Origin of the sequence: Nocardioides sp. NBC_00850 (assembly GCF_045207335.1) — a bacterium.
Taxonomy (GTDB): domain Bacteria; phylum Actinomycetota; class Actinomycetes; order Propionibacteriales; family Nocardioidaceae; genus Nocardioides.
In genome coordinates, this window is sequence record NZ_CP108845.1 from 1,879,995 (window position 1) to 1,903,895 (window position 23,901).

Here is a 23,901-nt window from a genome sequence, read left to right on the forward strand (position 1 = left end):
CGGGTGCCAGACTGGACGGCTGTGGGACATGTGGACGTTGCTGGAGTGAGATTCCAGCTGCCTGACGGACGAGTGCTGCTCGACGACGTCTCCTTCCGGGTGGGTGAGGGCGCGAAGGTCGCTCTGGTCGGCGCAAACGGCGCCGGGAAGACGACGCTGCTGCGGATCGTCACCGGTGAGCTGACCCCGACGGCGGGATCCGTCGTGCGCTCGGGCGGCCTCGGGGTGATGCGGCAGATGGTCGGCAAGGGCTCCTCGACCGTCGGCGAGCTGCTGCTCTCGGTGGCGCCCGCGCGGGTGCGCGAGGCGACTGCCGCCGTGGATGCGTGCGAGCTGGAGCTGATGTCGTCGGAGGACGAGCGGCTGCAGATGCGCTACGCGACCGCGCTGGCCGAGTACGCCGACGCCGGCGGCTACGACATCGAGGTCGTCTGGGACGTGTGCACCATGGCCGGGCTCGGCGTGCCCTACGACCGCGCCCGCTACCGCTCCCTGGACACCCTGTCCGGCGGCGAGCAGAAGCGGCTGGTGCTCGAATATCTGCTGCGCGGCCCCGACGAGGTGCTGTTGCTCGACGAGCCGGACAACTTCCTCGACGTGCCAGGCAAGATCTGGCTGGAGCAGCGTATCCGGGAGTCCCCGAAGACGATCCTCTACGTCAGTCACGACCGTGAGCTGCTGGACAACACCGCGACCAGGGTGGTCACGGTCGAGCTCGGCGCATCCGGCGCCGGCAACAGCACGTGGACGCATCCTGGTGGGTTCGCCTCCTACCACGAGGCCCGCAAAGACCGGTTCCTACGGTTCGAAGAGCTGCGCCGTCGCTGGGACGAGGAGCACGCCAAGATCAAGGCGCTGGTCCTGCGGCTGAAGGTCAAGTCGGAGTACAACGACGGGATGTCCAGCCAGTACAAGGCGGCCCAGACCCGGCTCCGGAAGTTCGAGGAGGCCGGGCCGCCCGTCGAGCAGCCACGAGAGCAGGCGGTGCAGATGCGGCTGCGCGGCGGGCGCACCGGCAAGCGGGCGGTGGTCTGCGAGGCGCTCGAGCTCACCGGGCTGATGAGCCCGTTCGACCTGGAGGTCTGGTACGGCGAGCGGGTTGCTGTGCTCGGCTCCAACGGCTCAGGTAAGTCCCACTTTCTGCGGCTGCTCGCCCGCGGCGGCACCGACCCGGACGTGGAGCACCGCCCGGTCGAGGACACTCCCATCGAGCCGGTCCGCCACCGTGGGAAGGCCAAGCTCGGCGCCCGCGTGCGGCCGGGCTGGTTCGTGCAGACCCATGCCCATCCGGAGTTGGTGGGACGTACGTTGCTCGACATCCTGCACCGCGGTGAGGCCACGCCTGACGGGCGGGGGCGCGCGGGGATGGGGCGTGAGGCCGCCTCGCGGGTGCTCGACCGCTACGAGCTCGCGCACGCCGCGGAGCAGGCCTTCGACTCGCTCTCGGGCGGGCAGCAGGCGCGCTTCCAGATCCTTCTGCTCGAGCTGAGCGGCGCCACCCTGTTGCTGCTCGACGAGCCGACCGACAACCTCGACGTCCAGTCCGCCGAGGCCCTCGAAGCCGGGCTGGAGTCGTTCGAGGGCACCGTCGTCGCGGTCACGCACGACCGCTGGTTCGCCCGTGGCTTCGACCGCTTCCTGGTCTACGGCGCCAACGGTGATGTCTACGAGTCCCCGGAGCCGGTCTGGGACGAGACGAGAGTGGAGAGGTCCCGATGAGTGAGCTGGTGATCGAGCGCGTCGACCCGTTCGACGACGACGCCTTCGATGCGTGGTACGACGTGATGACCGCGTCGTGGCTCGACGTACGCGGCCCCGACGCGGATCTGTGGGCGCGTGAGGAGCAGCGCGTCGAGCTGCAGCAGCAGACCGGGAAGACCGACCGCAGGGCGTACGTCGGTCGTGTCGGTGGGGAGGCGGTCGCTGCTGCCTGGATGGCCATGCCGCTGCTCGACAACCTCCACCGGGCGACCTTGGTGGTGGCGGTGCTGCCGGACCACCGCAGGCAGGGCCACGGCACCGGTCTGCTCGACCATGTCGAGGCGGAGGCCCGCGCGCAGGGGCGTACGTCGTTCACGGGTGAGATCTGGTGGCCCTGGTCGCTCGGGTCCGGCGGTGAGGGATCCCCGGGGCGGGACTTCGGCATCGCGCGGGGCTATGCGCCCGCCCTGGTCGAGGTACGCCGCCTGCTGCGGCTCCCGGTGCCGGACCACGTCCTCGACCGGCTGGCGGCGGAGGCCGCCGAGAAGCACGGCGACTACACGCTGCGGTCCTGGGTCGGCCGGGTGCCCGACGACATCGTGGAGAGCTGGGCGGTGCTCGACGCCAGCCTGGAGACCGAGGCGCCGACCGGAGACCTGGACATCGAGGCGCTCGAGCCCGACGTGGCGAAGGTGCGCGAGACCGAGGAGCTGGTCGCGGCGCAGAAGCGGACCCTCTATCACTCGGTGGCGCTGGACGTCGATGGCCGGGTGGTGGCCTACACGGTGATCGGCTACTCGAGCCTGGACGGCAACAGCTATCAGTGGGGCACTCTGGTCGAGGGGGCTCACCGGGGCCACCGGCTCGGGCTGGCGGTCAAGGTCGCCAACCTGAGGCTGCTCCAGGCCGAGCGGCCGGAGGTGCCGACCCTGGCGACGTACAACGCCGAGGTCAACGCCCACATGATCCAGGTCAACGAGGCCATGGGCTTCGAGCCGGTCGAGTGGCTGTGCAGCATCCAGAAGCAGGTCTCCTGAACGCGAGAGCGCCTCATCCCCAGTCAGTGACGGGCATGAGGCGCTCGGATGTTGGCACCCCGCGACGCTGAGGCCCTGCGGGCCCCAGCGTCGTGCGGGGAGATCAGGAGGCGTCGGAGTCCAGGGTGACCTTCGCGGTCTGCTGCTCGCCGTTGCGTGAGTAGGTGACGTCGACCTTGTCGTCCGGGCGGTAGGAGCGGACGGTCGCCACCAGGGAGTCCGATCCGGTGATGACGTGGTCGTCGACCTTGGTGATGATGTCGCCCTTCTCGAGGCCCGCCTTCTGGGCGGTGCTGCCGTCGCTGACCTCCTGGACCTGGGCCCCGGTGACTGAGGTCTTGCCGTTCTGGGCCTGCGGGGCGTCCGAGACCGAGATGCCGAACTGGGCGTGGGTGGCCTTCTCGCCCTTCTCGAGCTGCTCGACGATCGGATTGATCTCGTCGATCGGGATGGCGAACCCGATGCCGATCGAGCCGGCGTCCTCGCCGTTCGCACCCGAGTTGGAGCGGATCGAGGCGTTGATGCCGACGAGGTTGCCGTTGAGGTCGACGAGCGCGCCGCCGGAGTTGCCCGGGTTGATCGCCGCGTCGGTCTGCACCGCGGGGTAGACGGTCGCGGCGCCGCTCTGGTCGACGCCGACGTTGACCGGGCGGTCGAGTGCGCTGACGATGCCGGTGGTCACCGTCGAGTCGAGGCCGAACGGGGAGCCGATCGCCACGACGCTCTGGCCGACGGTGAGGTTGGAGGACTTGCCGATCGTGATCGGTGTCAGGCCGGAGACGCCGCTCGCCTTGATCACGGCGGTGTCGGTGAGCGGGTCGGTCCCGAGGACCTCGGCGGAGGCCGACGTACCGTCGTTGAAGTCGACGGTCACCGTGCCACCGTTGGCCGCGAGCTCGACCACGTGGTTGTTGGTCAGGATCGTGCCGTCGGAGGAGATGACGACCCCGGAGCCCGAGCCGGAGCCCTGCTGGGAGGTGACCTCGATCTTCACGACGGAGGGGAGCACCTTGGCCGAGACCTTCTCGATGCTGCCTTCGGGGGCCTTCGCGTCGACGACCTGCGAGGTGGCCGGGGTGTTCGCCCCGCCGCCGATGCCGTCATCGTTGAGGGCGCCGTAGACCGCCGCGCCGCCGACGCCCGCGGCGCCACCGGCGACCAGGGCACCCGCGAGGACCGCGGCGACGAGCCCGGTGCGGCCGGCACGCTTCTTGTTGGGGGCACCGGGTGCGCCGGGCGCACCAAGCGCGCCGGGCACTGCGGGCATGACGGAGGTCTGCGCCGGCGGGGGCGCGAACGGGCCGGCGGGAGGCTGAGTGGAGCCGGACGGGGCCGGGGGAGTCCACTGCGGCGGAGTCCCACTCGGCTGTTGCGGAGGGAGTTCGGTCATGTCTTCGAGTGTGGCCAGCGTCCCTGTGAACCGGCTGAGACGGGGCTATGCGGTCTCGAAGAGATGCCTCAGGACCCGGCGAGGAGGCCGACGACCGGCGCGAACGCCTCCATGAGCTCGTCGCCGATCAGAAGGTAGGAGATGCCCAGCCGTTCCCGGCGCTCGCGGAGCTGGTCGGCCATCTCGGCGGGAGAACCGCTGACGACCCCGACGGCGCCCTTCGCGGCGAGCGCGGCGGGGTCGAGCCGTCCTGCCAAATAGCGCGGAACGGCGTCGCCTACGGCCATCAGGTTCATGTTGAGCTCGACCGGGCCGCCATCGGGGCGGTCGGCGGAGCGTACGTGATCGACGGCCGCGCGCACGGCCGACTCCTCGGCGTCGAAGGGGATCCCGAGAGCGGCGACGTCGGCATGCTCGCCCGCGACCCGCAGCATCCGCGGACCGCCGCCGGCGACCAGGATCGGCACCTGCTGGGGTTCGGTCCCGTAGGGGAGCACCGACGCCTCGACCGCCCGGTGTTGGGGTCCGTCGACGGTGACGGTCTCGCCGGCCAGGAGCCGCTTGATCACGCCGATCGACTCGACGAGCCGGTCGACGCGTACGCCTGGCCGGTCGAAGTCCAGCCCCAGCATCGCGTTCTCCCGGCCCGAGTCGGGGCGACCGGCGCCGAGGCCCAGCTCGAAGCGGCCGCCCGAGAGCACGGAGAGCGTCGCCGACTCCTTGGCGACCTGGACAGGGTGGCGGAAGTCGTTGGCCAGGACGTACGTCCCCACCCGGAGCCTCGTGGTCACCGCCGCGGCGGCCGCCAGAGCGGGGAAGACGGCATGGCCGAAGGACACGTTGTCCGGCATGACGAGCGTGTCGTAGCCCGCGCTCTCGACGCGGCGGGCGAGGTCGCTCCAGGCGGCGCCCGTGGGCGCCTGAGCCGCGACGACGCCGAAGCGGAAGGGTCTGGTCTCAGGTGTGGTGGTCATGCCTCCAGGCTGTTCCTGGAGCGGCGTGAGCGGATCCGCTCACCGGCGACCGTGGCGTACGCAGATCCGCGCAGCCCTATTCGGCCTCGATCCGCAGGGTCACCTGCTTGAGCAGCGCCGCCAGCTCCGTACGCCGCTCCGGGGTCAGCGTCTCCAGCAGCTTGGTCTCGGCCTCGCCGCGCAGGTCCATCGCCCGTCGCCAGATCTCGATCCCGGCCTTGGTCGCCTCGACGCTGATCTTGCGGCGGTCCTCGACCGATGCCGTACGCCGCAACCACCCGGCCTTCTCCATGCTGTCCAGCCGGCCGGTCATCCCGGCCGGACTGATGTCGAGATCCTTCGCGAGGGCCGTGGGCGAGGCGTGCCCGGGGGTGTCGCGGATCATCAGCATGTGGAGCGTCTTGTACTCGAAGTCGGCCAGACCGACCTCGCTGGCCGCCGCCGCGCGAGCATCGTTGAAGAACTTCGAGATGGACCCGATCCGTACCGTGATCGCCTCGATCTCGTCGTCGAAGTCGATGTCGAGCCAGTGGTCGCGCCACCGCGCGACGTGACGGTCGGCACCGTCCTCCGTGAGGTCGTCGCCGGACGTCTCAGAGGGTCGCAACTCGGGCATGATCCGATCCTACCTTTCGCCGGCTGATAATTCGCTGGCGAATAGTTCGCCAGCGAAGTAACTTGAGGATATGACCGTCACGACCGAGCCACCGACCGAACCGCCGACCGAGCGCCGTTCACCGTTGAGGCATCGCAACTTCCGCCGGCTCGTGACCGGGACGGCGGCATCGTCGCTGGGCAACGCGATCACCCCGGTCGCGCTGGCGTTCGCGGTGCTCGACCTGGGCGGCTCGGCGGTCCAGCTCGGCCTGGTAGAGGCGGTGTTCGCGGCCTGCCAGGTGGCGACCACGCTGGCCGGGGGAGTGCTCGGCGACCGGGTCTCGCGCAAGGTGATGATGGAGGGCACGGCGGCGATCAGCGCCGTCGTGGCCGGCGCGCTGGCCGCGACGGTGATCCTCGGGATCGCGACGATCCCGTCGATCGCGGTGATGGGCGGTCTCGCGGGCATCGTCGCGGCGCTCAACCAGCCCTCGGCGATGGCGATGACCAAGATGGTCGTGCCCGCCGAGGACCTGGGTGCCGCCGTCTCGCTCCGGTCGCTCCTCCAGACCACCGCGTCGACCATCGGCTACGCCCTCGGCGGCGTCCTCGTCGCGGCGGTCGGCTCCGGCTGGGCGATCACCGTCGACGCGCTCACCTTCGTCGTCGCCGCCGTCGCCTACGCCGGCATGAGGGTGCCCCACGAGCGCCCGCCCCACAAGGCGTCGATGCTCGGCGATCTCGCCGAGGGATTCCGCGAGGTGATGCGGCACTCGTGGCTGTGGTTCCTCATCCTGCAGGCGCTGCTCTACCACCTGTTCTGGTCGGGGGCGCACAGCGTGCTCGGCCCGATCGTGGTCGGCGAGGGCATCGGCCGCGCGTCCTGGGGCTTCGCGCTCGCTGCCCTGATGGCCGGCTTCTTCGTCGGCGGCCTGTTCTGCCTGAGGTTCCGCCCGCGCCGGCTGCTCTCCGTCGGCGTGCTCTTCCTCGCGATGACCGGCCTCTTCCCGATCTCGATGGCCCTCTCGGACACGTTGTGGCCGATCGTTCTCGGCGCGTTCCTGCACGGGTTCGGGTTGCAGGTCTTCGACATCTTCTGGCAGATCGCGATCCAGCAGGAGATCCCCGAGGAAAAGCTCTCCCGGGTCTACTCCTTCGACATCGTCGGCTCGTTCATCGCCCGCCCCGTCGGCCTCGCACTCGTCGGCCCGGTCGCCGTCGCGGTGGGCTTCGACACCTGGCTGTTCGTGGTCGCCGCGGTGATCTCCGGCACCGCCCTGATGTCGATCTCCTTCGCGGGCGTACGTCGTCTCGAGCGGGCGCCCGAGCAGGTCTAGAGCGGGAGGCCGAGCGCGACCAGGTCCTTGCGGAGCTGCTCGGCCCCGGTGAACTGGATCGCGTGCATGCCCAGCGCCGCGGCGGCGGCCACGTTGGCGACGCTGTCGTCGATGAACACCAGCCGGTCCAACGGCATCCCGGCGCGCTCGGCGACGAGCCGGTAGATCGCCGGATCGGGCTTGGCCAGCCGCACCTCACCGGAGACGACGACGTCGCCGAGCAGCTCGATCACGTCGTACGTCGCCGGAGCATGCGGATAGAGCTCGGCCGACCAGTTGGTCAGTCCGAGTTGGGGGAAGCCGGCCGCGGCGAGCTCGCGGACCATCTCATGGGTGCCGGGGACCGGGCCCAGCAGGGAGAGCGGGAAGTTGTCGACGTACGCCGCTCCGGCCGCGAGCCACTCGGGCGCCGCCTCCTCGAGCACCGTGAGCGCCTGGGCCCAGGTGCGGCCGGCGTCCTGGACGTGGTTCCACGACCCGAAGTCGAAGGACTCCATGAACCTGCGGGCGTCGGCGTCCCCGACTCCGGCCGCGATCGCCGGGAGCGGGTCCCAGCGGATGAGGACGTTCCCGAAATCCCAGACGACCCCATCCACCACGGGGGTGGACGGGGTCTGCGTGCCGGGGACCGTCACGCCCAGCGAACGTCGCGCGGGACGAAGGTGAGTCCGCGCTCGCCGGTGTAGATCTGCTTCGGACGGGCGATCTTCTGCTCCTTGTCCTGGACGAGCTCCAGCCACTGGGAGAGCCAGCCCGGCGTACGCCCGATGGCGAACAGCACGGTGAACATCTCCGGCGGGAACTCCAGGGCCTCGTAGATCAGGCCGGAGTAGAAGTCGACGTTCGGGTAGAGCTTGCGCTTGACGAAGTACTCGTCCTCGAGCGCGATCTTCTCCAGCTCCATCGCGATGTTGAGCAGCGGGTTGGTGCCCGTGACCTCGAAGACGTTGAGCGCCTGCTGCTTGATGATCGTCGCGCGCGGGTCGTAGTTCTTGTAGACCCGGTGGCCGAAGCCCATCAGCCGCTCGTTGCCGGCCTTGACGCCCTCGATGAAGGCGGGGATGTTCTCCACCTTGCCGATGCGGCGCAGCATCCGGAGCACGGCCTCGTTGGCGCCGCCGTGGAGCGGGCCGAAGAGGGCGCCGACGCCGGCGGCCACCGAGGAGTAGGGGTCGACCTGGGTCGAGCCCACGCTGCGGACGGCGTTGGCCGAGGCGTTCTGCTCGTGGTCGGCGTGCAGGATGAAGAGCGTGTCGAGCGCCTTCTCGATGCGATCGTCCGAGGCGTACTTGCTCTCGCTCATCTTGAAGAGCATCGAGAGGAAGTTGCCGGTGTAGGACAGGTCGTTGTCCGGGTAGACGTACGGCTTGCCCTGCGCGTGCCGGAACGCCCACGCGCCCAGGGTCGGCATCTTGGCGATCAGTCGGATGATCTGCAGGCGACGGTTGTCGGGGTCGGAGATGTTCGCGGCGTCCGGGTAGAACGTCGACATCGCACCGACCGACGCCATGAGCATGCCCATCGGGTGGGCGTCATAGCGGAAGCCCTGCATGAACTCCTTGATGTTCTCGTGCACGAACGTGTGGAAGGTGATCTCGTGCACCCACGCGTCGTACTCCTCCTTGGTCGGCAGCGCGCCGTGGACCAGGAGATAGGAGACCTCCAGGAAGCTCGACTTCTCGGCGAGCTGCTCGATGGGATAGCCCCGATACTCGAGCACGCCCTTGTCACCGTCGATATAGGTGACGGAAGATCGGCAGGAAGCGGTGTTGACGAAGCCGGGGTCATAGACGGCCAGGCCAGGACCTTCTTCGTGGGTGGCCGGGTCAGCGGCCTTGATCTTCCCCAGGTCGGCGGCGCGGATGGTGCCGTCGGTGATCGGGATGTCGTACTCCACCCCGGTGCGGTTGTCACGCACTGTTAGAGATTCGGTCACGATCAGCAACGGTAACCCTCTTGAAATCCCCTACGTAACTCGGCGTCCCACCCATTGGCCGATTTCGAGTCAGAGTCGGAACCTGTCACGCGCCGGTTTGGTGTCGCCGGACGGCTCGTCGTCGCCGAACCGGGTCAGCGCGTCGCGCAGCCGATGGAGGTCGAGAGCGGTCTGCACCGACCGCTCGTTGAGGGTGTCGTCCTCTCCTCGGAGCGCACGCAGCGCATCCTGGACCTCGGTCTCGCTCGGCTCCCCGGTCATGGGGACATAATCTAGGTGCCCGGACCAAGACCCGCCTAGTGCGGATCGCCCGCGACCTGCTGTTCGGTGCCGTGGGCCACACGCCACAGCAGCAGCGTGACCGCCGCGCGTTGCCGGCCACGCCCCTTGGTGGGCGCGTAGCCGAGCTGACCACTCAGCCAGGTCAGCCGCTCCTGCAGCGTCGAATGGTGCACATGGAGCATCGCGGCCGACTGCCTCAGACTCGGCTGGTCGAGCACCGCGTGGAGCGTGTCCACGACCCACGGGTGCCCGGCGAGCAGCTCATCCAGACGTCGTACGTCACCCACCCCCGCCGCCTCGTCGGCGCTGATCCGCTCGGCGATGACGGCAAGTGCCCCGAGGTCGTCGTAGCGGACCATCGCGGGCGCGAGGCCGCCGACGTCGGCGGCCAGCCGGAGGGCCGTACGTGCCTGCTCCAGCGCGGTCGGAAGCTGCAGCGGGTCGGGGGCGACGGCGGCGCCCGCGCGGACGCCCTCCGGGATGGTGGGCGTGCCGGGAAGCAGCGCGACCACCAGGGCGCCGACCGTGCTGATCAGCGTCGCTCGCAGGTGGGCCGAGGTGCTCAGCACGACCGTGACCGGGCCGCTCAGGCCGAGCCGGGCGACCGCGTCTCGCCGGTCGGCGTCGGTCGCATCGGGGTCGCACGCGATCCTGACCAGCCCGCTCGTCGAGGGATCGGACAAGCCCGTGCTGAGCGCCTGCAGGGCGCGGGCGGCGCGCTCGAGGATGAGCGCGTCGAGCGGGCCGTCGTTTCCGGTGCGCTCGAGCCAGAGCCAGGAGCCGGGCTGCCCGGGGATCGGCTCGTGGCGCCAGCCGCCCTCGGCCTCGCCGGTCAACGCGCGGCCGTCGGCCGCGAACCGCTTGACGAGGCCGCGCGCGGCGTCGTGGAGGCCCGCGGGGGAGCCGGCCAGCGCCGCCGCGGCGCGCACGACCGCGGCCGTCGACGTCCGCTCGTCCACGAGCCGGTCGAAGTGGTCGATGACGCGCAGCGCACTGGCCGTGTCGTCGTCGACCACCTCGAGCTTGCCGATCAGATCTCGCACCTGGAACCTCCCCCGCCACTATCGCCCACGGGACGCGAGCGGGCCAGGGGATCAGGCCTCGAGTGCCCTGCGGATGAACTCGTCACGGGTCGCGATCGAGGCACGGGAGACCGCGGCGTGCCCGGCCATCATGTCGAACCCGTGGAACCCGCCGCCCCACATGTGGAGGTCGACGCTGACGCCGGCCTCCGAGAGCCGGCGCGCATAGGCCAGCGTCTCGTCGCGGAACGTCTCCGCCGCGCCCGTGTCGATGTATGTGCGAGGGAGGTTGGTGAGATCCTCGGCGCGCGCGGGCGCTGCGTACGGGGAGACGTCGGGGCCACCCCGGCGTTCGCCGAGCAGTGCCGTCCAGCCGAACAGGTTGGCCTCGCGGTCCCAGACTCCCTCGTCGTCGAGCATCCGGCTGCTGTGGGTCTCGAAGCGGTCGTCGAGCATCGGGCAGATGAGGATCTGGTGGCTCAGCTTCGGGAAGGACCGGTCGCGGGCGAGCAGCGCCGTGCCCGCGGCGAGGCCGCCGCCGGCGCTGGCTCCCGCGATCATGAGGTGCTCGGGGTCGATGCCGAGCTCGGCGGCGTTCTTCGCGGTCCAGACCAGGCCGGCGTAGCAGTCCTCCACGGGCGCGGGGTCGGGATGCTCCGGGGCGAGGCGGTACTCCACCGACACGACCACGGCGGTGCCGTCTGCGACGTGCGGGAGGAAGGCCTCCACGCCGAACACCCGATTTCCGATCACCATGCCGCCGCCGTGGATGTGGTAGATCACCGGGCGCGGCGGCCCGTCGACGGTCGGGCTCAGGATCAGCAGCGTGATGTCGGGGGCGCCCTCCGGGCCGGGAACCTGCCGCTCGTCGACCCTGACCGCGCCGCCGACGGTCAGATCCGCCGGCTCCATGCCGGGGAACCCGTCGGCGCTCTGCTGCCGTATCAGCGGGAGGATCTCCGCCGAGAAGGGCGGGATGCCCTGGCGTACCGCCTCGAGGACCGGCACGAGCTCGGGATCGAACGGCGGTCGGACGGGGGTGTCGGGGAAGATCTGGTCGGCGGTCTGCTCGGTCATGGGGGGTGCTCCTTCGGTGAACGGGGGTGGATCCAGCCTCCTCCCGGCGCCGCCGGTCACGGTACCCGGCCTGTGGCGGGAATCACATCGGCTGCCCCCGCCATCCGGCGGGCCGGGCTCTGCGAGAAACCGATGTGCGGTCGAGGGGTACGCCGGGGGAGAATGGGTGACCTCATGTCCGAGTCCGACCAGCCCGCCGCCACCTCCGTCGCGATCACCTACCCTGCCGAGCTCCCGGTCACCCAACGCCGCGAGGACATCGCCGCGGCCATCCGTGACCACCAGGTCGTGATCGTCGCCGGTGAGACCGGGTCGGGAAAGACGACCCAGCTGCCGAAGATCTGCCTGGAGCTCGGGCGCGGGTCCGCCGGGCTGATCGGGCACACCCAGCCGCGCCGGATCGCGGCCCGGTCGGTGGCCGAGCGGATCGCCTCCGAGCTCGGCACCTCGCTCGGCGACCTGGTCGGCTACCAGGTGCGGTTCATGGACAAGTCCTCGGCCGCCTCCCGGATCAAGCTGATGACCGACGGCATCCTGCTCGCCGAGCTGCAGCGCGACCGCGACCTGCGCCGCTACGACACGATCATCATCGACGAGGCCCACGAGCGGTCGCTGAACATCGACTTCCTGCTGGGCTACCTGCGCCGGCTGCTGCCGCGGCGACCCGACCTGAAGCTGATCATCACCTCCGCGACGATCGACCCGGAGCGGTTCGCCGCTCACTTCGCCGACCCGCGAACCGGGGATCCGGCGCCGATCATCGAGGTCTCCGGCCGCACCTATCCGGTCGAGGTCCGCTACCGGCCGCTGATGGAGCTCTCCGAGGAGGACGAAGAGGGCGAGGTCGTCGTCCGCGACCAGACCGAGGCCATCGTCGACGCGGTCAAGGAGCTCTCGGCCGAAGGCCCGGGTGACGTCCTCGTCTTCCTGCCGGGGGAGCGGGAGATCCGGGATGCCGCCGACGCGTTGTCGGATGCGCTCGGGCTGAACAAAGGGCGCTCCGGGACTGGTCTCGTCGAGATCATCCCGCTGTTCTCGCGGTTGTCCGCCGCCGACCAGCATCGCGTCTTCTCGCCCCACACCGGCCGCCGGATCGTGCTCGCCACCAACGTCGCCGAGACCTCGCTGACGGTCCCCGGGATCAAGTACGTCGTCGACACCGGTGTCGCCCGGATCTCGCGCTACTCCGCCCGCACCAAGGTGCAGCGGCTCCCTATCGAGCCGATCTCGCAGGCCTCGGCCAACCAGCGGTCGGGACGTACGGGGCGGGTCGAGGCGGGCATCGCGATCCGGCTCTTCTCCGAGGAGGACTATCTCGGACGGCCGGAGTTCACCGACCCGGAGATCCTGCGCACCAACCTGGCCTCGGTCATCCTGCAGATGGCCTCCCTCGGGCTGGGGGACATCGCCCGGTTCCCGTTCGTGGAGGCGCCGGACCGGCGCAACATCACCGCCGGCGTACAGCTTCTCGAGGAGCTCGGCGCGATGCGGGGGCAGCGGCTGACCAAGCTGGGCCGCCGGCTGGCCAGGCTGCCCATCGACCCGCGGCTGGCCCGGATGGTGCTCGAGGCCGAGCGGCTCGGGTGCGTACGCGACGTCATCGTCGTCGCCGCCGCGCTCTCGCTCCAGGACCCGCGCGAGCGGCCGGGGCAGGACCATCCCAAGGAACAGGCGCAGGCCGACCAGCTGCACGCGCGGTTCAAGGACGAGACCTCCGACTTCCTCACCTGGCTCAACCTGTGGCGCTACCTCAAGCAGCAGCAGCACGAGCTCTCCTCCAGCGCGTTCCGGCGGCTGTGCAAGCGGGAGTTCCTGCACTACGTACGCGTCCGGGAGTGGCAGGACCTGGAGTCTCAGCTGCGTCAGGTGTGCCGGGAGATGAAGATCGACCTCGGCAAGGGACACCGCGACGTCATCGAAGCCGGCGAGGACGCGGGCGAGACTGGACTGAATACTGCGGGGGCGGCTTACGACGCCGACGGGATCCATCAGGCGCTGCTCTCCGGGCTGCTCTCGCACATCGGTGCGCTCGAGGTGCGGGACTCGAAGGCCGACGCGGCGCGAGCGCGGGAGAAGCGGCGGCCCGGTCCGCGGGAGTACGAGGGTGCCCGAGGCGCGAAGTTCGCGATCTTCCCCGGGTCGGCGCTGCACCGGAAGAACCCGCAGTTCGTGATGTCCGCCGAGCTCGTCGAGACCTCCCGGCTCTGGGCCCGGCAGAACGCCTCGATCAAGACCGAGTGGGCCGAGAGCCTCGGCCGCGACCTGGTCAAACGCACCTACTCCGAGCCCCACTGGTCGCAGAAGCGAGCCTCGGTGATGGCGCGGGAGAAGGTGACCCTCTACGGGGTGCCGTTGGTCGCCGACCGTCCCGTCGCCTTCGGCAAGATCGATCCCGAGCTCTCGCGCGAGCTCTTCATCAGGCATGCCCTGGTCTACGGCGAGTGGCGTACGAATCACCGCTTCCTCCGCGACAACGCGAAGCTCGTCGAGGAGGCCGAGGAGCTCGAGCACCGCGCCAGGCGCCGCGACATCGTGGTCGACGAGCACGCGCTCTTCGACTTCTACGACCGCCGGCTGCCGGCCTCGATCGTCTCCGGCGCCCACTTCGACCAGTGGTGGAAGCAGGCCCGGCGGGAGACGCCCGACTTGCTCACCTTCGAGCTGTCGATGCTCACCAACGACGCCGCGGGGGAGGTGACCGAGAGCGACTTCCCGGCCGAGTGGGACGCAGGGCCGCTCACGTTCTCGCTGAGCTACCACTTCGAGCCGGGCGCGTCCGATGACGGACTGACGATCGACGTACCCGTCGCCACGCTCAACCGCGTCGGCGCCGACGACTTCTCCTGGCTGGTGCCGGGGCTGCGCGAGGAGCTGGTGACCGCGCTGATCCGGTCGCTTCCCAAGCCGCTGCGGGTCAGCTTCGTGCCTGCTCCCGACAAGGCGCGCGCCTTCCTGAAGGAGACGCCGCCGGGGGAGGAGCCGCTGCTGACCGCGCTGGAGCGCTGGGCGCGCTCGACCGCGGGCGTACACATCCCTCGCGAGGCCTGGGACTGGACCAAGGTGCCCGAGCACCTGCGGCCGACCTACCGGGTCGTCGGCGAGGACGGCAAGGAGACCGCGAAGGGCAAGGACCTCGACGCGCTCAAGGCGCCGCTCGAGGGCGAGTTCAAGGCGGCCATCGCCGAGGTCGCGGCGTCGGCCGGTCACACTCGCACCGGCGAGACGAGCTGGGTCTTCGGTGACATCGCCACCACGGTTACCGAGAAGCGTGCCGGTCATGAGGTCACGGTCTTCCCGTGCCTCTCCGACGAGGGGACGACGGTCGGTCTCGTCGTCGCCGGATCCGCTGAGGAGGCCGAGGCGCGTCATCGTCTCGGCGTCGTACGCCTGCTGCTCCTGGCGCTGCCCGACGTCACCAAGCAGGTCGTCGACGGGCTCTCCACCATGGAGAAGCTCGCGCTGGCCGGGTCCCCCTACCCGAGCGCCGCCGAGCTCGTCGAGGACTGCCGCGCCGCCGTGGTTCGCCAGCTCGTCGATGCCCGTCCGCTGCCGCGGACGCAGGAGGCGTACGCCGCCGTCCTGGCCGCCGCCGGCACCCCGGCCGACCTGGTCGCGGCCGTCCGCGCGGTCCTGGCCGACGTGATGCGGGCGCTCGAGGCCTATCGCGAGACCGACAAGGCGCTCTCCGGGCGGGCCGACATGTTCCAGCTCCCCGCGCTGACCGACATGAAGGACCAGCTCGCGCGGCTGGTGCATCGTGGGTTCGTCGCGGAGGCGGGTGCCCAGCAGATCAGGCGGTATCCGACCTATCTGAAGGCCATCGTCGAACGCCGCCGCAAGCTCGACGCCGACTTGCGCGCCGACCGGACGACCCACGACCGGATCGCGTCGCTCCAGGACGCCTATCTGCACCAGGTCGAGGCGCTGGCCGAGGGCCGGCCGCCCGGTCCGCGGCTGCGGCAGGTGCGGTGGATGCTCGAGGAGTACCGCGTCCAGCTCTGGGCCCAGCATCTCGGCACCGCCGAGAAGGTCTCCGACGCGCGGATCCGCAAGCTGCTGGGGTAGAGCCGCAAGGCTGTTACATGCGGGCGGCGGCCGCTACGCTCGATCCGATGTCCAGAGAGTTTCATTCGCCGATGCGTCCCGGGGACGGCTTCTTCGACTCCCTCCTCGGGGGCGACGACCCTGCCCTGGTGCAGGAGGCGGCCGACGCGGCGGCGACGGCGCTCGTGCGTGGGGCGCGGGACAGCGACGACCCGGCGGTCGCCGAGCGGATCCTCCATCTGGCCGAGTCCGAGGGCATCGAGACGATCGCTGAGGTCTGGTCGAGCTCGCCGGCGGAGTCGCTGGCCGGCTGCCTGTGGCGGCTCTACCTCCTCCGCAGCTGGGTCTACGCCGACCCGGTCGGCGCCGCGCGCGAGTTCGACGCCGGCCGGGCGAAGGCCCAGGTCGCGCAGGTCGTGGCCGGTGTCGCGGAGCCTCCCGGCCCTGAGGAGCTCAAGGCGATGGTCGACGAGGTCCTGCGCGGCATCGCCGGCAGCGACTTCGCCGTGGTGCTCCTCCGGGCCGCGGCGTTCTCCCGCGTCATCGCCGCCGGGCGGGCGGCCCTGGACCCGGACGCGGCCGCGAAGGACGTACGCAACATGCTGCAGTTGTCCGAGCAGCTCGAGGCGGCGGGTCATGCGGAGCTCGAGCAGCGGTTGATCTGAGTTCCTGCTGAAGCGGAGCCCGAAGCGATGAGTGCTGCTGAAGCGGAGCCCGAAGCCAGGGGTGCTGTAGCCTCCTGTTCGCTTTGATGCGGAGGAGGTTGGGGGCACCGTTACACTGGTGCCGAACACGTCGGGCTGCGGCAGCCCCGGGTCCCAACTTCAGCCGCTTCGAGCGGCCTTGCGCCGTGAGGCGCTCCCGGTCCGGCGTGTTCATCATCTTTTTCGGTGCACCTCGGCTGGGCGGCCATGACGCCAGCCACCGACCGAGGAGCCGAAGTGACCGACACCCAGCCCGCACCGCGCGAGGGCGCCATCTCCTACGAGCCCGAGATCGGTGACGGCAACGCCGACCCGGGCGAGGTCGTGTGGGGCTGGGTTCCCTACGAGGACGACGAGACCCAGGGCAAGGACCGGCCGGTGCTCGTGATCGGCCAGAAGGCCGGCGTACTCCTGTGTCTGATGCTGACCAGCAAGGACCACGACCGCGACGAGGCGCAGGAGGCGCGCAACGGGCGCCACTGGATGGATGTCGGCACCGGCGGCTGGGACCGCCAGGGGCGGCCCTCCGAGGTGCGCCTGGACCGGCTGATCCGGATGGATCCCGCAGACGTACGCCGTGAGGGCGATGTGCTGGCCAAGGAAATCTTCGATGATGTGATCAGGGCCGCACGCGATCACCTCGCCTGAGGCGGTCCTGGAGCAGCCTTCTCAGGAAGTGTCCAGGTACGTATCGTAAAGTGAATCGCTGGTAAACCGGGTCTGTGGTTGCATCACAGACCCGGTCCTGGTGTTGAGATGGAGGAAATGGTGCGGCGCACGCGGCTGGCAACGGCGCTTCTGGTGACGGTTCTCTCGGCGTCCCTCGCCGCCTGCGGTGGTGGTGACCCGGCCTCGAAGCCCTCGCCGAGCACCACGACGAAGGCGCCGACCAAGGTGAAGCTCGTCTTCGGGGTCTCCGGCCACAAGACGCTGGTCGACACCTACAAGCAGCTGGCCGCCGAATACACCCAAGAGGTCCCCAACGTCACCGTCGAGGTGAAGTCCTGGCCGACCGCCGACCAGCTCACCGCGGCGGTCAACAGCGGCGAGAAGGTCGACGTGGTGCTCACCCCGCGCGCCGACGTCGCCATGTTCGCCGAAGACAAGCGGATCCAGCCCGTCGACACCCTGCTCGAGGCCCGCAACGTCGACTTCGGCGACAAGTACTCCCGCGAGGCGATGGAGGACTTCTCCGTCGAACGCCGCCTGGAGTGCATGCCCTACTCGGTCTCGCCGCAGGTCGTCTACGTCAACACCGGGCTGCTCGACTTCGACGCCATGAAGGAGGAGGGCCTGCCCACCCCCAGCGTCCGGGCCGACGGCTCCCTGCGTGGCTGGACCCTCGAGCAGTTCAGCTCGGCGATGACCTACGCCGCCGAGCACCACAAGGGTGTCCGGGGCACCTACGTCGAGCAGAACCTCACCGCGCTGATGCCCTGGCTCGCCGGTGCCGGCGCGACCCTCTTCGACGACCCGCTGGCTCCGACGTCCACCGCGCTGGAGGACTCGGCCGGGGCCTACGAGGACCTGGTCGAGGCGATGACCCAGCCCAACGTACTGGCCACCGCGAAGGACCTCAACGGCCGCACTCCGTTCCAGGCCTTCAAGCAGGGCCGCCTGGTGGCGCTGGTCGGTGACCGTTCGCTGGTCTCGGACCTTCGGGCGACCGACGCGATGGAGTGGGACGTGATGCCGATGCCAGGTGGCAACGGCACCACCGGCGACTACGCCGGCCTGTGCATGGGCTCGGAGGCCGCCGACCCCGACGCCACCGCCGACTTCCTCACCTACCTCATCTCGACCGAGTCGGTCGTGAAGATGGTCCGCACCGGCCACTTCGTGCCGGTCAACTCCGAGGTCGGCTACGCCCCGGTCTTCACCCAGCCCGAGCGCAACCCCAAGAACGCCCGCATCTTCACCGACACCGTGCGCGACATGCAGGTCCTCCCCGAGGCCACCCAGCTCGCGCAGCTCCAGAAGGTCGCCGCCGTCGCCGTACGAGGCTCCTTCGCGGTCACCGAGCCCGAGCAGGTCGAGGACTACGCGGTCCAGATCGACGAGCTCTCCAAGACCGTCTTCCCCCAGCCGACGCCGCCGGCCTCCCCGTCGCCCTCCATCTCGCCCAGCTCCTAGCTGCCGAGGCGTCACCCCCGTCGCCCGAGGCGGCACGTACGTCGGCCGAGAGGTCGGCTAGGTCAATCGAGCCGTCACGACGATGCCGACTCGGCCGTCCTACGTGACGCTTCGGCCAGCGCGCGTGACGCTTCGGCCGACGGGCCTGACCTCTCGGCAGGCTCGCTCAGAGCTCGATGTCCGCGCTTCGCGCGGTCACTCCCTCGCTCGGCGCGAGCGGACGAGCAAGCTCGCCGCTCGACCTCGCTCAGTTCGTCTCGGCGTGGAGGACGGCGTCGGTGAGCAGCGGGGCGGTGAGGGCGATCTGCCAGCCGCGGGCGCCGAAGCCGGAGAGGATCTCGATGATGCCGTCGAGCAGGGCACCGGGGTCGCGGGTCTTCGGGGGCGTCCACATGGCGCGGCGCAGGAAGTCGGGGGTGAGCAGGTTCTCGGCGGGGAGGTTGCGGGCCTCGGCGAGGGCGTTGACGGACTCCCGCGCCAGCGTGAGGCGGCGGGCGGCGACGGGGTCCTTGTCGGCCCACGCGCGCGGCGGGGGAGGACCGTCGGAGCGCGGCGAGCGCACCGGGAGTTCGTCCTCGTCCATCGTGACCGCGCGGTTGAGCGCCTTCACCCAGGAGGTCGAGTAGCGCTCGGCGCCACGACCGTGGAAGCCCTTCAGACCGAGCAGCGCGGCCTTGTCCTGCGGGAGATCCTGCGCGGCGGCGACGATCGCGGCGTCGGGAATGATCCGGCTCGGGGTGACGTCACGCTGCTGCGCGATCCGGTCGCGCTCGGTCCACAGCTCACGCACCGCGGCGAGGCCACGGCGGCCGCGGACGCGGTGCATGCCGGAGGTGCGCCGCCAGGCATCGGTACGCACCGGCGCCTCGAATCCGCGAAGCCAGTCGAACTCCTGGCGGGCCCAGGCCTCCTTGCCCTGCGCGACGAGCTCGTCAGCCAGCGCGTCGCGCAGCTCGACGAGCACCTCGACGTCGAGCGCGGCGTACTCCAGCCAGGCGTCCGGCAGCGGTCGGGTCGACCAGTCGGCCGCGGAGTGCTCCTTGAGCATGGTGAAGCCCAGCACCGTCTCGACCAGGGTGCCGAGCCCGACGCGCGGATAGCCCAGCAGCCGCCCCGCGAGCTCGGTGTCGAACAGGGCGGAGGGGTGCAGGCCGAGGTCGCTGAGACAGGGGAGGTCCTGGGTGGCGGCGTGCAGGATCCACTCGGTGCCCTCGAGCGCGTCGACCAGCGGCTGCATCGTGGACAGCTCGATCGGGTCGATCAGCCAGATCCCGGAGCCTTCGCGACGCAGCTGGATCAGGTAGGCGCGGTTGGAGTAGCGGTAGCCGGAGGCACGCTCGGCATCGATCCCGACCGGACCCGAGCCGGCGGCGATGGCCGCGGCGGCCTTCACCAGGCCTTCGTCGGTGTCGGTCACCGGAGGCAACCCGTCGCGCAGGGTCAGCAGCGGCGCCGGAGCAGCATCTTCTGGTGTGTCCGGCCCCGTCTCGGCCTCGGTGTTGTCTGAGATCACGCGCCTCGCTGCCCTCGCCGGCTCGGTATGACGGTGACGCCCTCCGGCACCGGAGGAAGTCCCGCGGCCGTGCAGAGCAGTTCGCCCCATGCCTCGGTGTGTGGTCGCAGGTCCAGGTCGCCCGAGGCCGTCCCCACCGGCGTCCAGGAGGCGCGGATCTCGATCTGCGCGGTGCCGTCCTCGTCGGCCATCCCGCCGTAGGACTCGGTGGCGACGCGGGTCACGGTGCCCGCGGCGGCGACGTGCTCAGCGCCGTGACCGGAGAGCGCGTCCAGGAGCCAGGACCAGCCGACCTCACCCAGCAGCGGGTCGCTGATGTGCTCGACGTCGATGTCGGCCCGTGCGTAGGCCACCAGCCGGAAGGTGCCGGGCAGTCCGTGCACCGTGCCCCAGGCGTCGTTGCCGTCGGGGTCGTGCAGCAGGATCAGGCGTCCGGTCGCCACGTCGACGTCGTCGACGGTCACCTCGGCGGACAGCGCCGCGGCGTACGGAGCGATCCGCTGGGGCGCCGGCATCTCCTCGGCCAGCACCTCGGGTCTGAAGGTCGCGGCGCGCATCCCTTCCGCGGCGGACCGGAACACGGCAGGACCGGTCTCCGGTCCCGCGGCGGGACGCGACTCTCCACGGACGACCATGTGAACAGGGTATGTCTTCTGCGCGATTCGCGATGTGCGTACACGCCGCACCGGATGGGACCATTGCCAGGTGGCCGCTGAACACACCTCTGGGAAGACCCCCGACCCGCTCGCATCTTCCCCGTTCCTGCAGGCACTCGCAGGGCAGAAGCCGAGCCGTACGCCGGTGTGGTTCATGCGCCAGGCCGGCCGGTCGCTGCCTGAATATCTCAAGGTCCGCGAGGGCATCGGCATGCTCGAGTCCTGCCAGGACGCCGACCTGATCACCGAGATCACCCTGCAGCCCGTACGCCGCTACGGGGTCGACGCGGCCATCTTCTTCTCCGACATCGTGCTGCCGCTGAAGGCGGTCGGGGTCGACCTCGACATCAAGCCCGGAGTGGGCCCGGTGATCGCGAACCCGGTGCGCACGCTGGCCGACGTCGAGGCGATCCCGGACCTGACCCCGGAGCACGTCACCTACATCACCGAGGCCGTCCAGAACCTGACCGGTGAGCTGGCCGGCATCAACGGCGGCACCCCGCTGATCGGCTTCGCCGGCGCCCCGTTCACCGTGGCCTCCTACCTGGTCGAGGGCGGCCCCTCGAAGGAGTACGCCAAGACCAAGGCGCTCATGTTCGGCGCCCCCGACGTGTGGGACGCCCTGATGCGCAAGATCGCCGGGATCTCCGGCGCGTTCCTGGAGGTCCAGGTCCGCGCGGGTGCCTCCGCGGTGCAGCTCTTCGACTCCTGGGCCGGCGCCTGCACGCCCGCCGACTACGAGCGCCACGTGCTGCCCTACTCCACCCAGGTGATGACCCGGATCGGCGAGCTCGGTGTCCCGCGGATCCACTTCGGCGTCAACTCCGCCATGCTCCTTCCGCTGATGGGCAGCGCCGGTGCCGAGGTCGTCGGTGTCGACTGGCGTACGCCGCTGGACTGGGCGATCACCCAGCTCGGCGACGACTTCGGTGTCCAGGGCAACCTCGACCCCGCCCTCGTCTTCGCGCCCACCGAGGTGATGCTCGAGCAGGCCGGGAAGATCATCGAGACCGGGCGGCGAGCCAAGGGTCACATCTTCAACCTCGGCCACGGCGTCATCCCGACCACCGACCCCGACCAGCTCGCCCGGCTCACCGAGTTCGTGCAGAGCTACGAGCCGGCCGAGGGCTGAGCCCGAGAGCGCTGAGATCGGGCAGCCGTCTCGGCAAGCAGGTCGAGGAGGCTGCGCGCCCCCGAGGTCGTACGTGCGTTGTGCCGTCGCGCCGCGACCATCGTCACCCGGGAGCGGTCCCCGGCGAGGGGACGTACGGTGATGTGCCCGCCCGTCTCGCGCGGGTCGCCGACGACGCTGTAGTCGGGCAGCAGGGTCAGTCCGAGGCCCTCGCCGACCATCATCTTGCCCATCTCGGCGCCGTCGGTGGCGTGCCAGTGGTGCGGGAGGTCGCGGCCGAAGACGCGGTGGGCGAAGCGATACATCAGGTAGCCCGAGCGCATGCCGACGAACGGCTCCTCGCGGAGCTCCTCGACGGTGATCTCGTCGCGGGAGGTGAGCGGGTGGCCCGCGGGCAGCACCACGATCGGCCGTCCGTGGAGAAGCACGGTGCCCTCGACCGTCGGCGGTAGGTCGTCGCCGTCGAGCAGGTTGACCAGGCCGATGTCGATGGTGCCCTCGGCGAGGGCGAGGTAGATGTCCTCCTGCACCATGGTGCGCACCTCGACGCTCGTCCGCGGATGCTCGTCGGCGAATCTCCGCAGCGTCGGTAGCAGCACGGTCGAGGTGCCGGCGTGGACCGTGCCGACCCGCACCGAGCTGACCCCGGCGCTCTGGTCGCCGGCGGCCAGGCGGAGGCGGTCGACGGCCTCCAGGACGTCGGACATGGAGTGCAGCAGCTCCTGGCCCTCGCGGCTGATCCGGGCCCCGGCGCGGCGCCGGTCGAGCAGGGTCACACCGAGCTCGCGCTCGAGCTTGGTGATCGCCTCGCTCAGGGCGGGCTGGGAGATGTGGAGCTGCTCGCTCGCGCGGCGCAGCGAGCCGTACTGGGTCACGGCTGCGATGTACTCCAGCTGCTCGATCCTCACGCTGTCCTCTCGTCGGTCGGTGATCGGTCATCCCGAGCGGGTGATCGGTGATCGCTGGCGTCCAGCCTGTCTCACGCTGTCCATTCTCAAGTAACTTGGTCGATTAAAGACAGAAACATCCACGACGCAAGACTGAGAGGGCGCGATGACAACCGAAGCTGTACGCAACGCCGCGGAGTTCGGCGCGGCACCCACGACTCCGGAGGGCTGGGTCGACCGCGCCCGCGAGGTGGCCACCAGGCTCTCCGTGGACGCGGTCGCCCGCGACCGGGCCAACCAGGTACCGACGTACGAGGTGAACCTGCTCAAGGAGAGCGGCCTGGTCACCCTGCTCGGCCCCGCCGAGCACGGCGGTGCCGGTCAGGACTGGACGACCGCGCTGCGCGTGGTCCGGGCGGTCGCCGCGGGCGACGGCTCGATCGGGCAGCTGCTCGGCTACCACTACCTGTGGGCCTGGGCGGCGCGGCTGGTCGGCACCCCGGAGCAGATCGCCGCCGTCGAGCAGCTCTACACCGAGAACAACTTCTTCTTCGGCGGCGCGGTCAACCCGCGCGACGACGACCTGGTGATCAGGGTCGAGGGCGACGAGCTCGTCTTCACCGGCCGCAAGTCGTTCTCGACCGGCGGGCGGATCTCCGACCTGACCGTTCTCGAGGGAGTCATCGAAGGCACCGAGAAGCATGTCTTCGCGATCGTCCCGACCCAGCAGGAGGCCATCGTCTTCGCCGGCGACTGGGACAACCTCGGCCAGAGGCTCACCGAGTCCGGCGCCGTCGAGATCAACGGCGTGCGCGTCCCCTGGGAGTCCGCGGCCGGCTATGTGAAGCAGGGGGACGGGACGTACGAGTTCCTCCCGCGGGTCTACAACACGCTCAACGTGCCGATCATCCAGCTCATCTTCACCAACTTCTACCTCGGGATCGCGGAGGGCGCACTGACGACCGCCGCGACGTACACCCGCGACACGACGCGTGCCTGGCCCTACGCCGGAGACGTCAAGGAGAAGGGGAGCGAGGAGTTCTACATCCAGGAGACGTACGGCGACCTGAGCTCGAAGCTGTGGGCGGCCCAGGCGCTGGCCGAGCGCGCGGCCGGCCTGATCGAGGCCATCAACTCGCACGCCGACGAGGTCACCGAGCAGGAGCGCGGCGAGGCGGCGGTCGTGATCGCCGCGGCCAAGCAGGTCGCGATCGACGCCGGCCTGGAGATCGGCACCAAGGTCTACGACCTCACCGGCGCCCGGGCGACCTCCAACAAGGTCGGCCTGGACATCTTCTGGCGCAACATCCGCACCCACTCGCTGCACGACCCGGTCGCGCACAAGCGGGCCGAGGTGGGCCGCTACGCGCTGCTCGGCGAGATCCCCGCGCCGACCTGGTACACGTGAGCCGCCTTCGGTGATCAGTAGGGCCTCTCGCCCCGTCGCCGCCTGATAGGCGGCACCTATCACGGGATCGG

General features: G+C 70.3%; 20 protein-coding genes. 9 read left to right on the forward strand and 11 right to left on the reverse strand.

Annotated elements, in window-relative coordinates; genetic code table 11:
• The first annotated feature begins 21 nt into the window (after positions 1–21).
• Positions 22–1,719: an ABC-F family ATP-binding cassette domain-containing protein gene (locus OH802_RS09300; RefSeq protein WP_406027190.1), complete on the forward strand. Its 1,698-nt coding sequence runs from the start codon at positions 22–24 to the stop codon at positions 1,717–1,719.
• Positions 1,716–2,738 carry a GNAT family N-acetyltransferase gene (locus OH802_RS09305; RefSeq protein ID WP_406027192.1) on the forward strand — a complete coding sequence of 341 codons (1,023 nt, stop codon included), beginning with the start codon at positions 1,716–1,718 and terminating at the stop codon, positions 2,736–2,738. The genes OH802_RS09300 and OH802_RS09305 overlap by 4 nt, the downstream gene beginning before the upstream one ends.
• Before the next feature lie 103 nt (positions 2,739–2,841).
• On the opposite strand, the gene OH802_RS09310 is transcribed toward OH802_RS09305, so the two are convergent.
• The 3 genes from OH802_RS09310 to OH802_RS09320 all read right to left on the reverse strand — a co-directional run bounded on the left by OH802_RS09310 (position 2,842) and on the right by OH802_RS09320 (position 5,718).
• Complete coding sequence (locus OH802_RS09310) at positions 2,842–4,128, reverse strand: S1C family serine protease (RefSeq protein WP_406027194.1); 1,287 nt, start codon at positions 4,126–4,128, stop codon at positions 2,842–2,844.
• Between the two features lie 68 nt (positions 4,129–4,196).
• Positions 4,197–5,102 (reverse strand): TIGR03621 family F420-dependent LLM class oxidoreductase, encoded by a 906-nt coding sequence (locus OH802_RS09315; RefSeq protein WP_406027196.1) that lies wholly within the window; start codon positions 5,100–5,102, stop codon positions 4,197–4,199.
• 76 nt (positions 5,103–5,178) lie between these two features.
• Positions 5,179–5,718, reverse strand: coding sequence for a MarR family winged helix-turn-helix transcriptional regulator (locus tag OH802_RS09320; protein ID WP_406027198.1), 540 nt, complete (start codon positions 5,716–5,718; stop codon positions 5,179–5,181).
• Between the two features lie 70 nt (positions 5,719–5,788).
• Here OH802_RS09320 and OH802_RS09325 point away from each other — a divergent pair, with 70 nt between their 5' ends.
• On the forward strand, positions 5,789–7,036 hold the full coding sequence (locus OH802_RS09325; RefSeq protein ID WP_406027200.1) for an MFS transporter: 1,248 nt from the start codon (positions 5,789–5,791) through the stop codon (positions 7,034–7,036).
• On the opposite strand, the gene OH802_RS09330 is transcribed toward OH802_RS09325, so the two are convergent.
• The 5 genes from OH802_RS09330 to OH802_RS09350 all read right to left on the reverse strand — a co-directional run bounded on the left by OH802_RS09330 (position 7,033) and on the right by OH802_RS09350 (position 11,353).
• The gene (locus tag OH802_RS09330; RefSeq protein ID WP_406027202.1) at positions 7,033–7,671 is read right to left on the reverse strand and encodes an HAD-IA family hydrolase; all 639 of its coding nucleotides are present in this window, start codon (positions 7,669–7,671) and stop codon (positions 7,033–7,035) included. The two genes, OH802_RS09325 and OH802_RS09330, sit on opposite strands and share 4 nt — an antisense overlap.
• On the reverse strand, positions 7,668–8,972 hold the full coding sequence (locus OH802_RS09335; RefSeq protein ID WP_355224241.1) for a citrate synthase: 1,305 nt from the start codon (positions 8,970–8,972) through the stop codon (positions 7,668–7,670). The genes OH802_RS09330 and OH802_RS09335 overlap by 4 nt, the downstream gene beginning before the upstream one ends.
• A gap of 69 nt (positions 8,973–9,041) precedes the next feature.
• A complete protein-coding gene (locus tag OH802_RS09340) occupies positions 9,042–9,233 on the reverse strand; it encodes a hypothetical protein (protein WP_091052443.1) in 192 nt (63 codons plus the stop codon).
• A gap of 35 nt (positions 9,234–9,268) precedes the next feature.
• Entirely contained in the window at positions 9,269–10,297 is a 1,029-nt protein-coding gene (locus OH802_RS09345) for a helix-turn-helix domain-containing protein (RefSeq protein ID WP_406027205.1), read from the reverse strand.
• A gap of 51 nt (positions 10,298–10,348) precedes the next feature.
• Positions 10,349–11,353 (reverse strand): alpha/beta hydrolase, encoded by a 1,005-nt coding sequence (locus OH802_RS09350; RefSeq protein ID WP_406027207.1) that lies wholly within the window; start codon positions 11,351–11,353, stop codon positions 10,349–10,351.
• Between the two features lie 162 nt (positions 11,354–11,515).
• Here OH802_RS09350 and hrpA point away from each other — a divergent pair, with 162 nt between their 5' ends.
• The 4 genes from hrpA to OH802_RS09370 all read left to right on the forward strand — a co-directional run bounded on the left by hrpA (position 11,516) and on the right by OH802_RS09370 (position 18,234).
• Positions 11,516–15,418, forward strand: a complete 3,903-nt coding sequence (gene hrpA / locus OH802_RS09355) for an ATP-dependent RNA helicase HrpA (protein ID WP_406027209.1) — start codon at positions 11,516–11,518, stop codon at positions 15,416–15,418.
• A gap of 47 nt (positions 15,419–15,465) precedes the next feature.
• Positions 15,466–16,062, forward strand: coding sequence for a hypothetical protein (locus OH802_RS09360; RefSeq protein ID WP_378834414.1), 597 nt, complete (start codon positions 15,466–15,468; stop codon positions 16,060–16,062).
• 276 nt (positions 16,063–16,338) lie between these two features.
• Positions 16,339–16,749 (forward strand): type II toxin-antitoxin system PemK/MazF family toxin, encoded by a 411-nt coding sequence (locus OH802_RS09365; RefSeq protein WP_406027212.1) that lies wholly within the window; start codon positions 16,339–16,341, stop codon positions 16,747–16,749.
• Between the two features lie 153 nt (positions 16,750–16,902).
• Positions 16,903–18,234: an ABC transporter substrate-binding protein gene (locus OH802_RS09370; RefSeq protein ID WP_406027214.1), complete on the forward strand. Its 1,332-nt coding sequence runs from the start codon at positions 16,903–16,905 to the stop codon at positions 18,232–18,234.
• Positions 18,235–18,481: 247 nt separating this feature from the next.
• On the opposite strand, the gene OH802_RS09375 is transcribed toward OH802_RS09370, so the two are convergent.
• Positions 18,482–19,747 (reverse strand): HRDC domain-containing protein, encoded by a 1,266-nt coding sequence (locus tag OH802_RS09375; RefSeq protein ID WP_406027216.1) that lies wholly within the window; start codon positions 19,745–19,747, stop codon positions 18,482–18,484.
• Positions 19,744–20,382, reverse strand: a complete 639-nt coding sequence (locus OH802_RS09380; RefSeq protein ID WP_350660578.1) for a DUF3000 domain-containing protein — start codon at positions 20,380–20,382, stop codon at positions 19,744–19,746. The genes OH802_RS09375 and OH802_RS09380 overlap by 4 nt, the downstream gene beginning before the upstream one ends.
• A gap of 70 nt (positions 20,383–20,452) precedes the next feature.
• Between OH802_RS09380 and hemE the strand changes: the two genes are divergently transcribed.
• A complete protein-coding gene (hemE, locus tag OH802_RS09385; RefSeq protein ID WP_406027219.1) occupies positions 20,453–21,535 on the forward strand; it encodes a uroporphyrinogen decarboxylase in 1,083 nt (360 codons plus the stop codon).
• On the opposite strand, the gene OH802_RS09390 is transcribed toward hemE, so the two are convergent.
• The gene (locus OH802_RS09390; RefSeq protein ID WP_406027221.1) at positions 21,514–22,443 is read right to left on the reverse strand and encodes a LysR family transcriptional regulator; all 930 of its coding nucleotides are present in this window, start codon (positions 22,441–22,443) and stop codon (positions 21,514–21,516) included. The two genes, hemE and OH802_RS09390, sit on opposite strands and share 22 nt — an antisense overlap.
• 145 nt (positions 22,444–22,588) lie before the next feature.
• Between OH802_RS09390 and OH802_RS09395 the strand changes: the two genes are divergently transcribed.
• The gene (locus OH802_RS09395) at positions 22,589–23,830 is read left to right on the forward strand and encodes an acyl-CoA dehydrogenase family protein (RefSeq protein ID WP_406027223.1); all 1,242 of its coding nucleotides are present in this window, start codon (positions 22,589–22,591) and stop codon (positions 23,828–23,830) included.
• The last annotated feature ends 71 nt before the right edge of the window (positions 23,831–23,901 follow it).

Excerpts from the sequence above, each read along its gene's own strand:
- OH802_RS09305 (WP_406027192.1), top strand. The coding sequence starts at position 1,716 with ATGAGTGAGCTGGTGATCGAGCGCGTCGACCCGTTCGACGACGACGCC.
- OH802_RS09310 (WP_406027194.1), bottom strand. The coding sequence starts at position 4,128 with ATGACCGAACTCCCTCCGCAACAGCCGAGTGGGACTCCGCCGCAGTGG.
- OH802_RS09315 (WP_406027196.1), bottom strand. The coding sequence starts at position 5,102 with ATGACCACCACACCTGAGACCAGACCCTTCCGCTTCGGCGTCGTCGCG.
- OH802_RS09320 (WP_406027198.1), bottom strand. The coding sequence starts at position 5,718 with ATGCCCGAGTTGCGACCCTCTGAGACGTCCGGCGACGACCTCACGGAG.
- OH802_RS09325 (WP_406027200.1), top strand. The coding sequence starts at position 5,789 with ATGACCGTCACGACCGAGCCACCGACCGAACCGCCGACCGAGCGCCGT.
- OH802_RS09340 (WP_091052443.1), bottom strand. The coding sequence starts at position 9,233 with ATGACCGGGGAGCCGAGCGAGACCGAGGTCCAGGATGCGCTGCGTGCG.
- OH802_RS09350 (WP_406027207.1), bottom strand. The coding sequence starts at position 11,353 with ATGACCGAGCAGACCGCCGACCAGATCTTCCCCGACACCCCCGTCCGA.
- hrpA (WP_406027209.1), top strand. The coding sequence starts at position 11,516 with ATGGGTGACCTCATGTCCGAGTCCGACCAGCCCGCCGCCACCTCCGTC.
- OH802_RS09360 (WP_378834414.1), top strand. The coding sequence starts at position 15,466 with ATGTCCAGAGAGTTTCATTCGCCGATGCGTCCCGGGGACGGCTTCTTC.
- OH802_RS09380 (WP_350660578.1), bottom strand. The coding sequence starts at position 20,382 with ATGGTCGTCCGTGGAGAGTCGCGTCCCGCCGCGGGACCGGAGACCGGT.
- OH802_RS09395 (WP_406027223.1), top strand. The coding sequence starts at position 22,589 with ATGACAACCGAAGCTGTACGCAACGCCGCGGAGTTCGGCGCGGCACCC.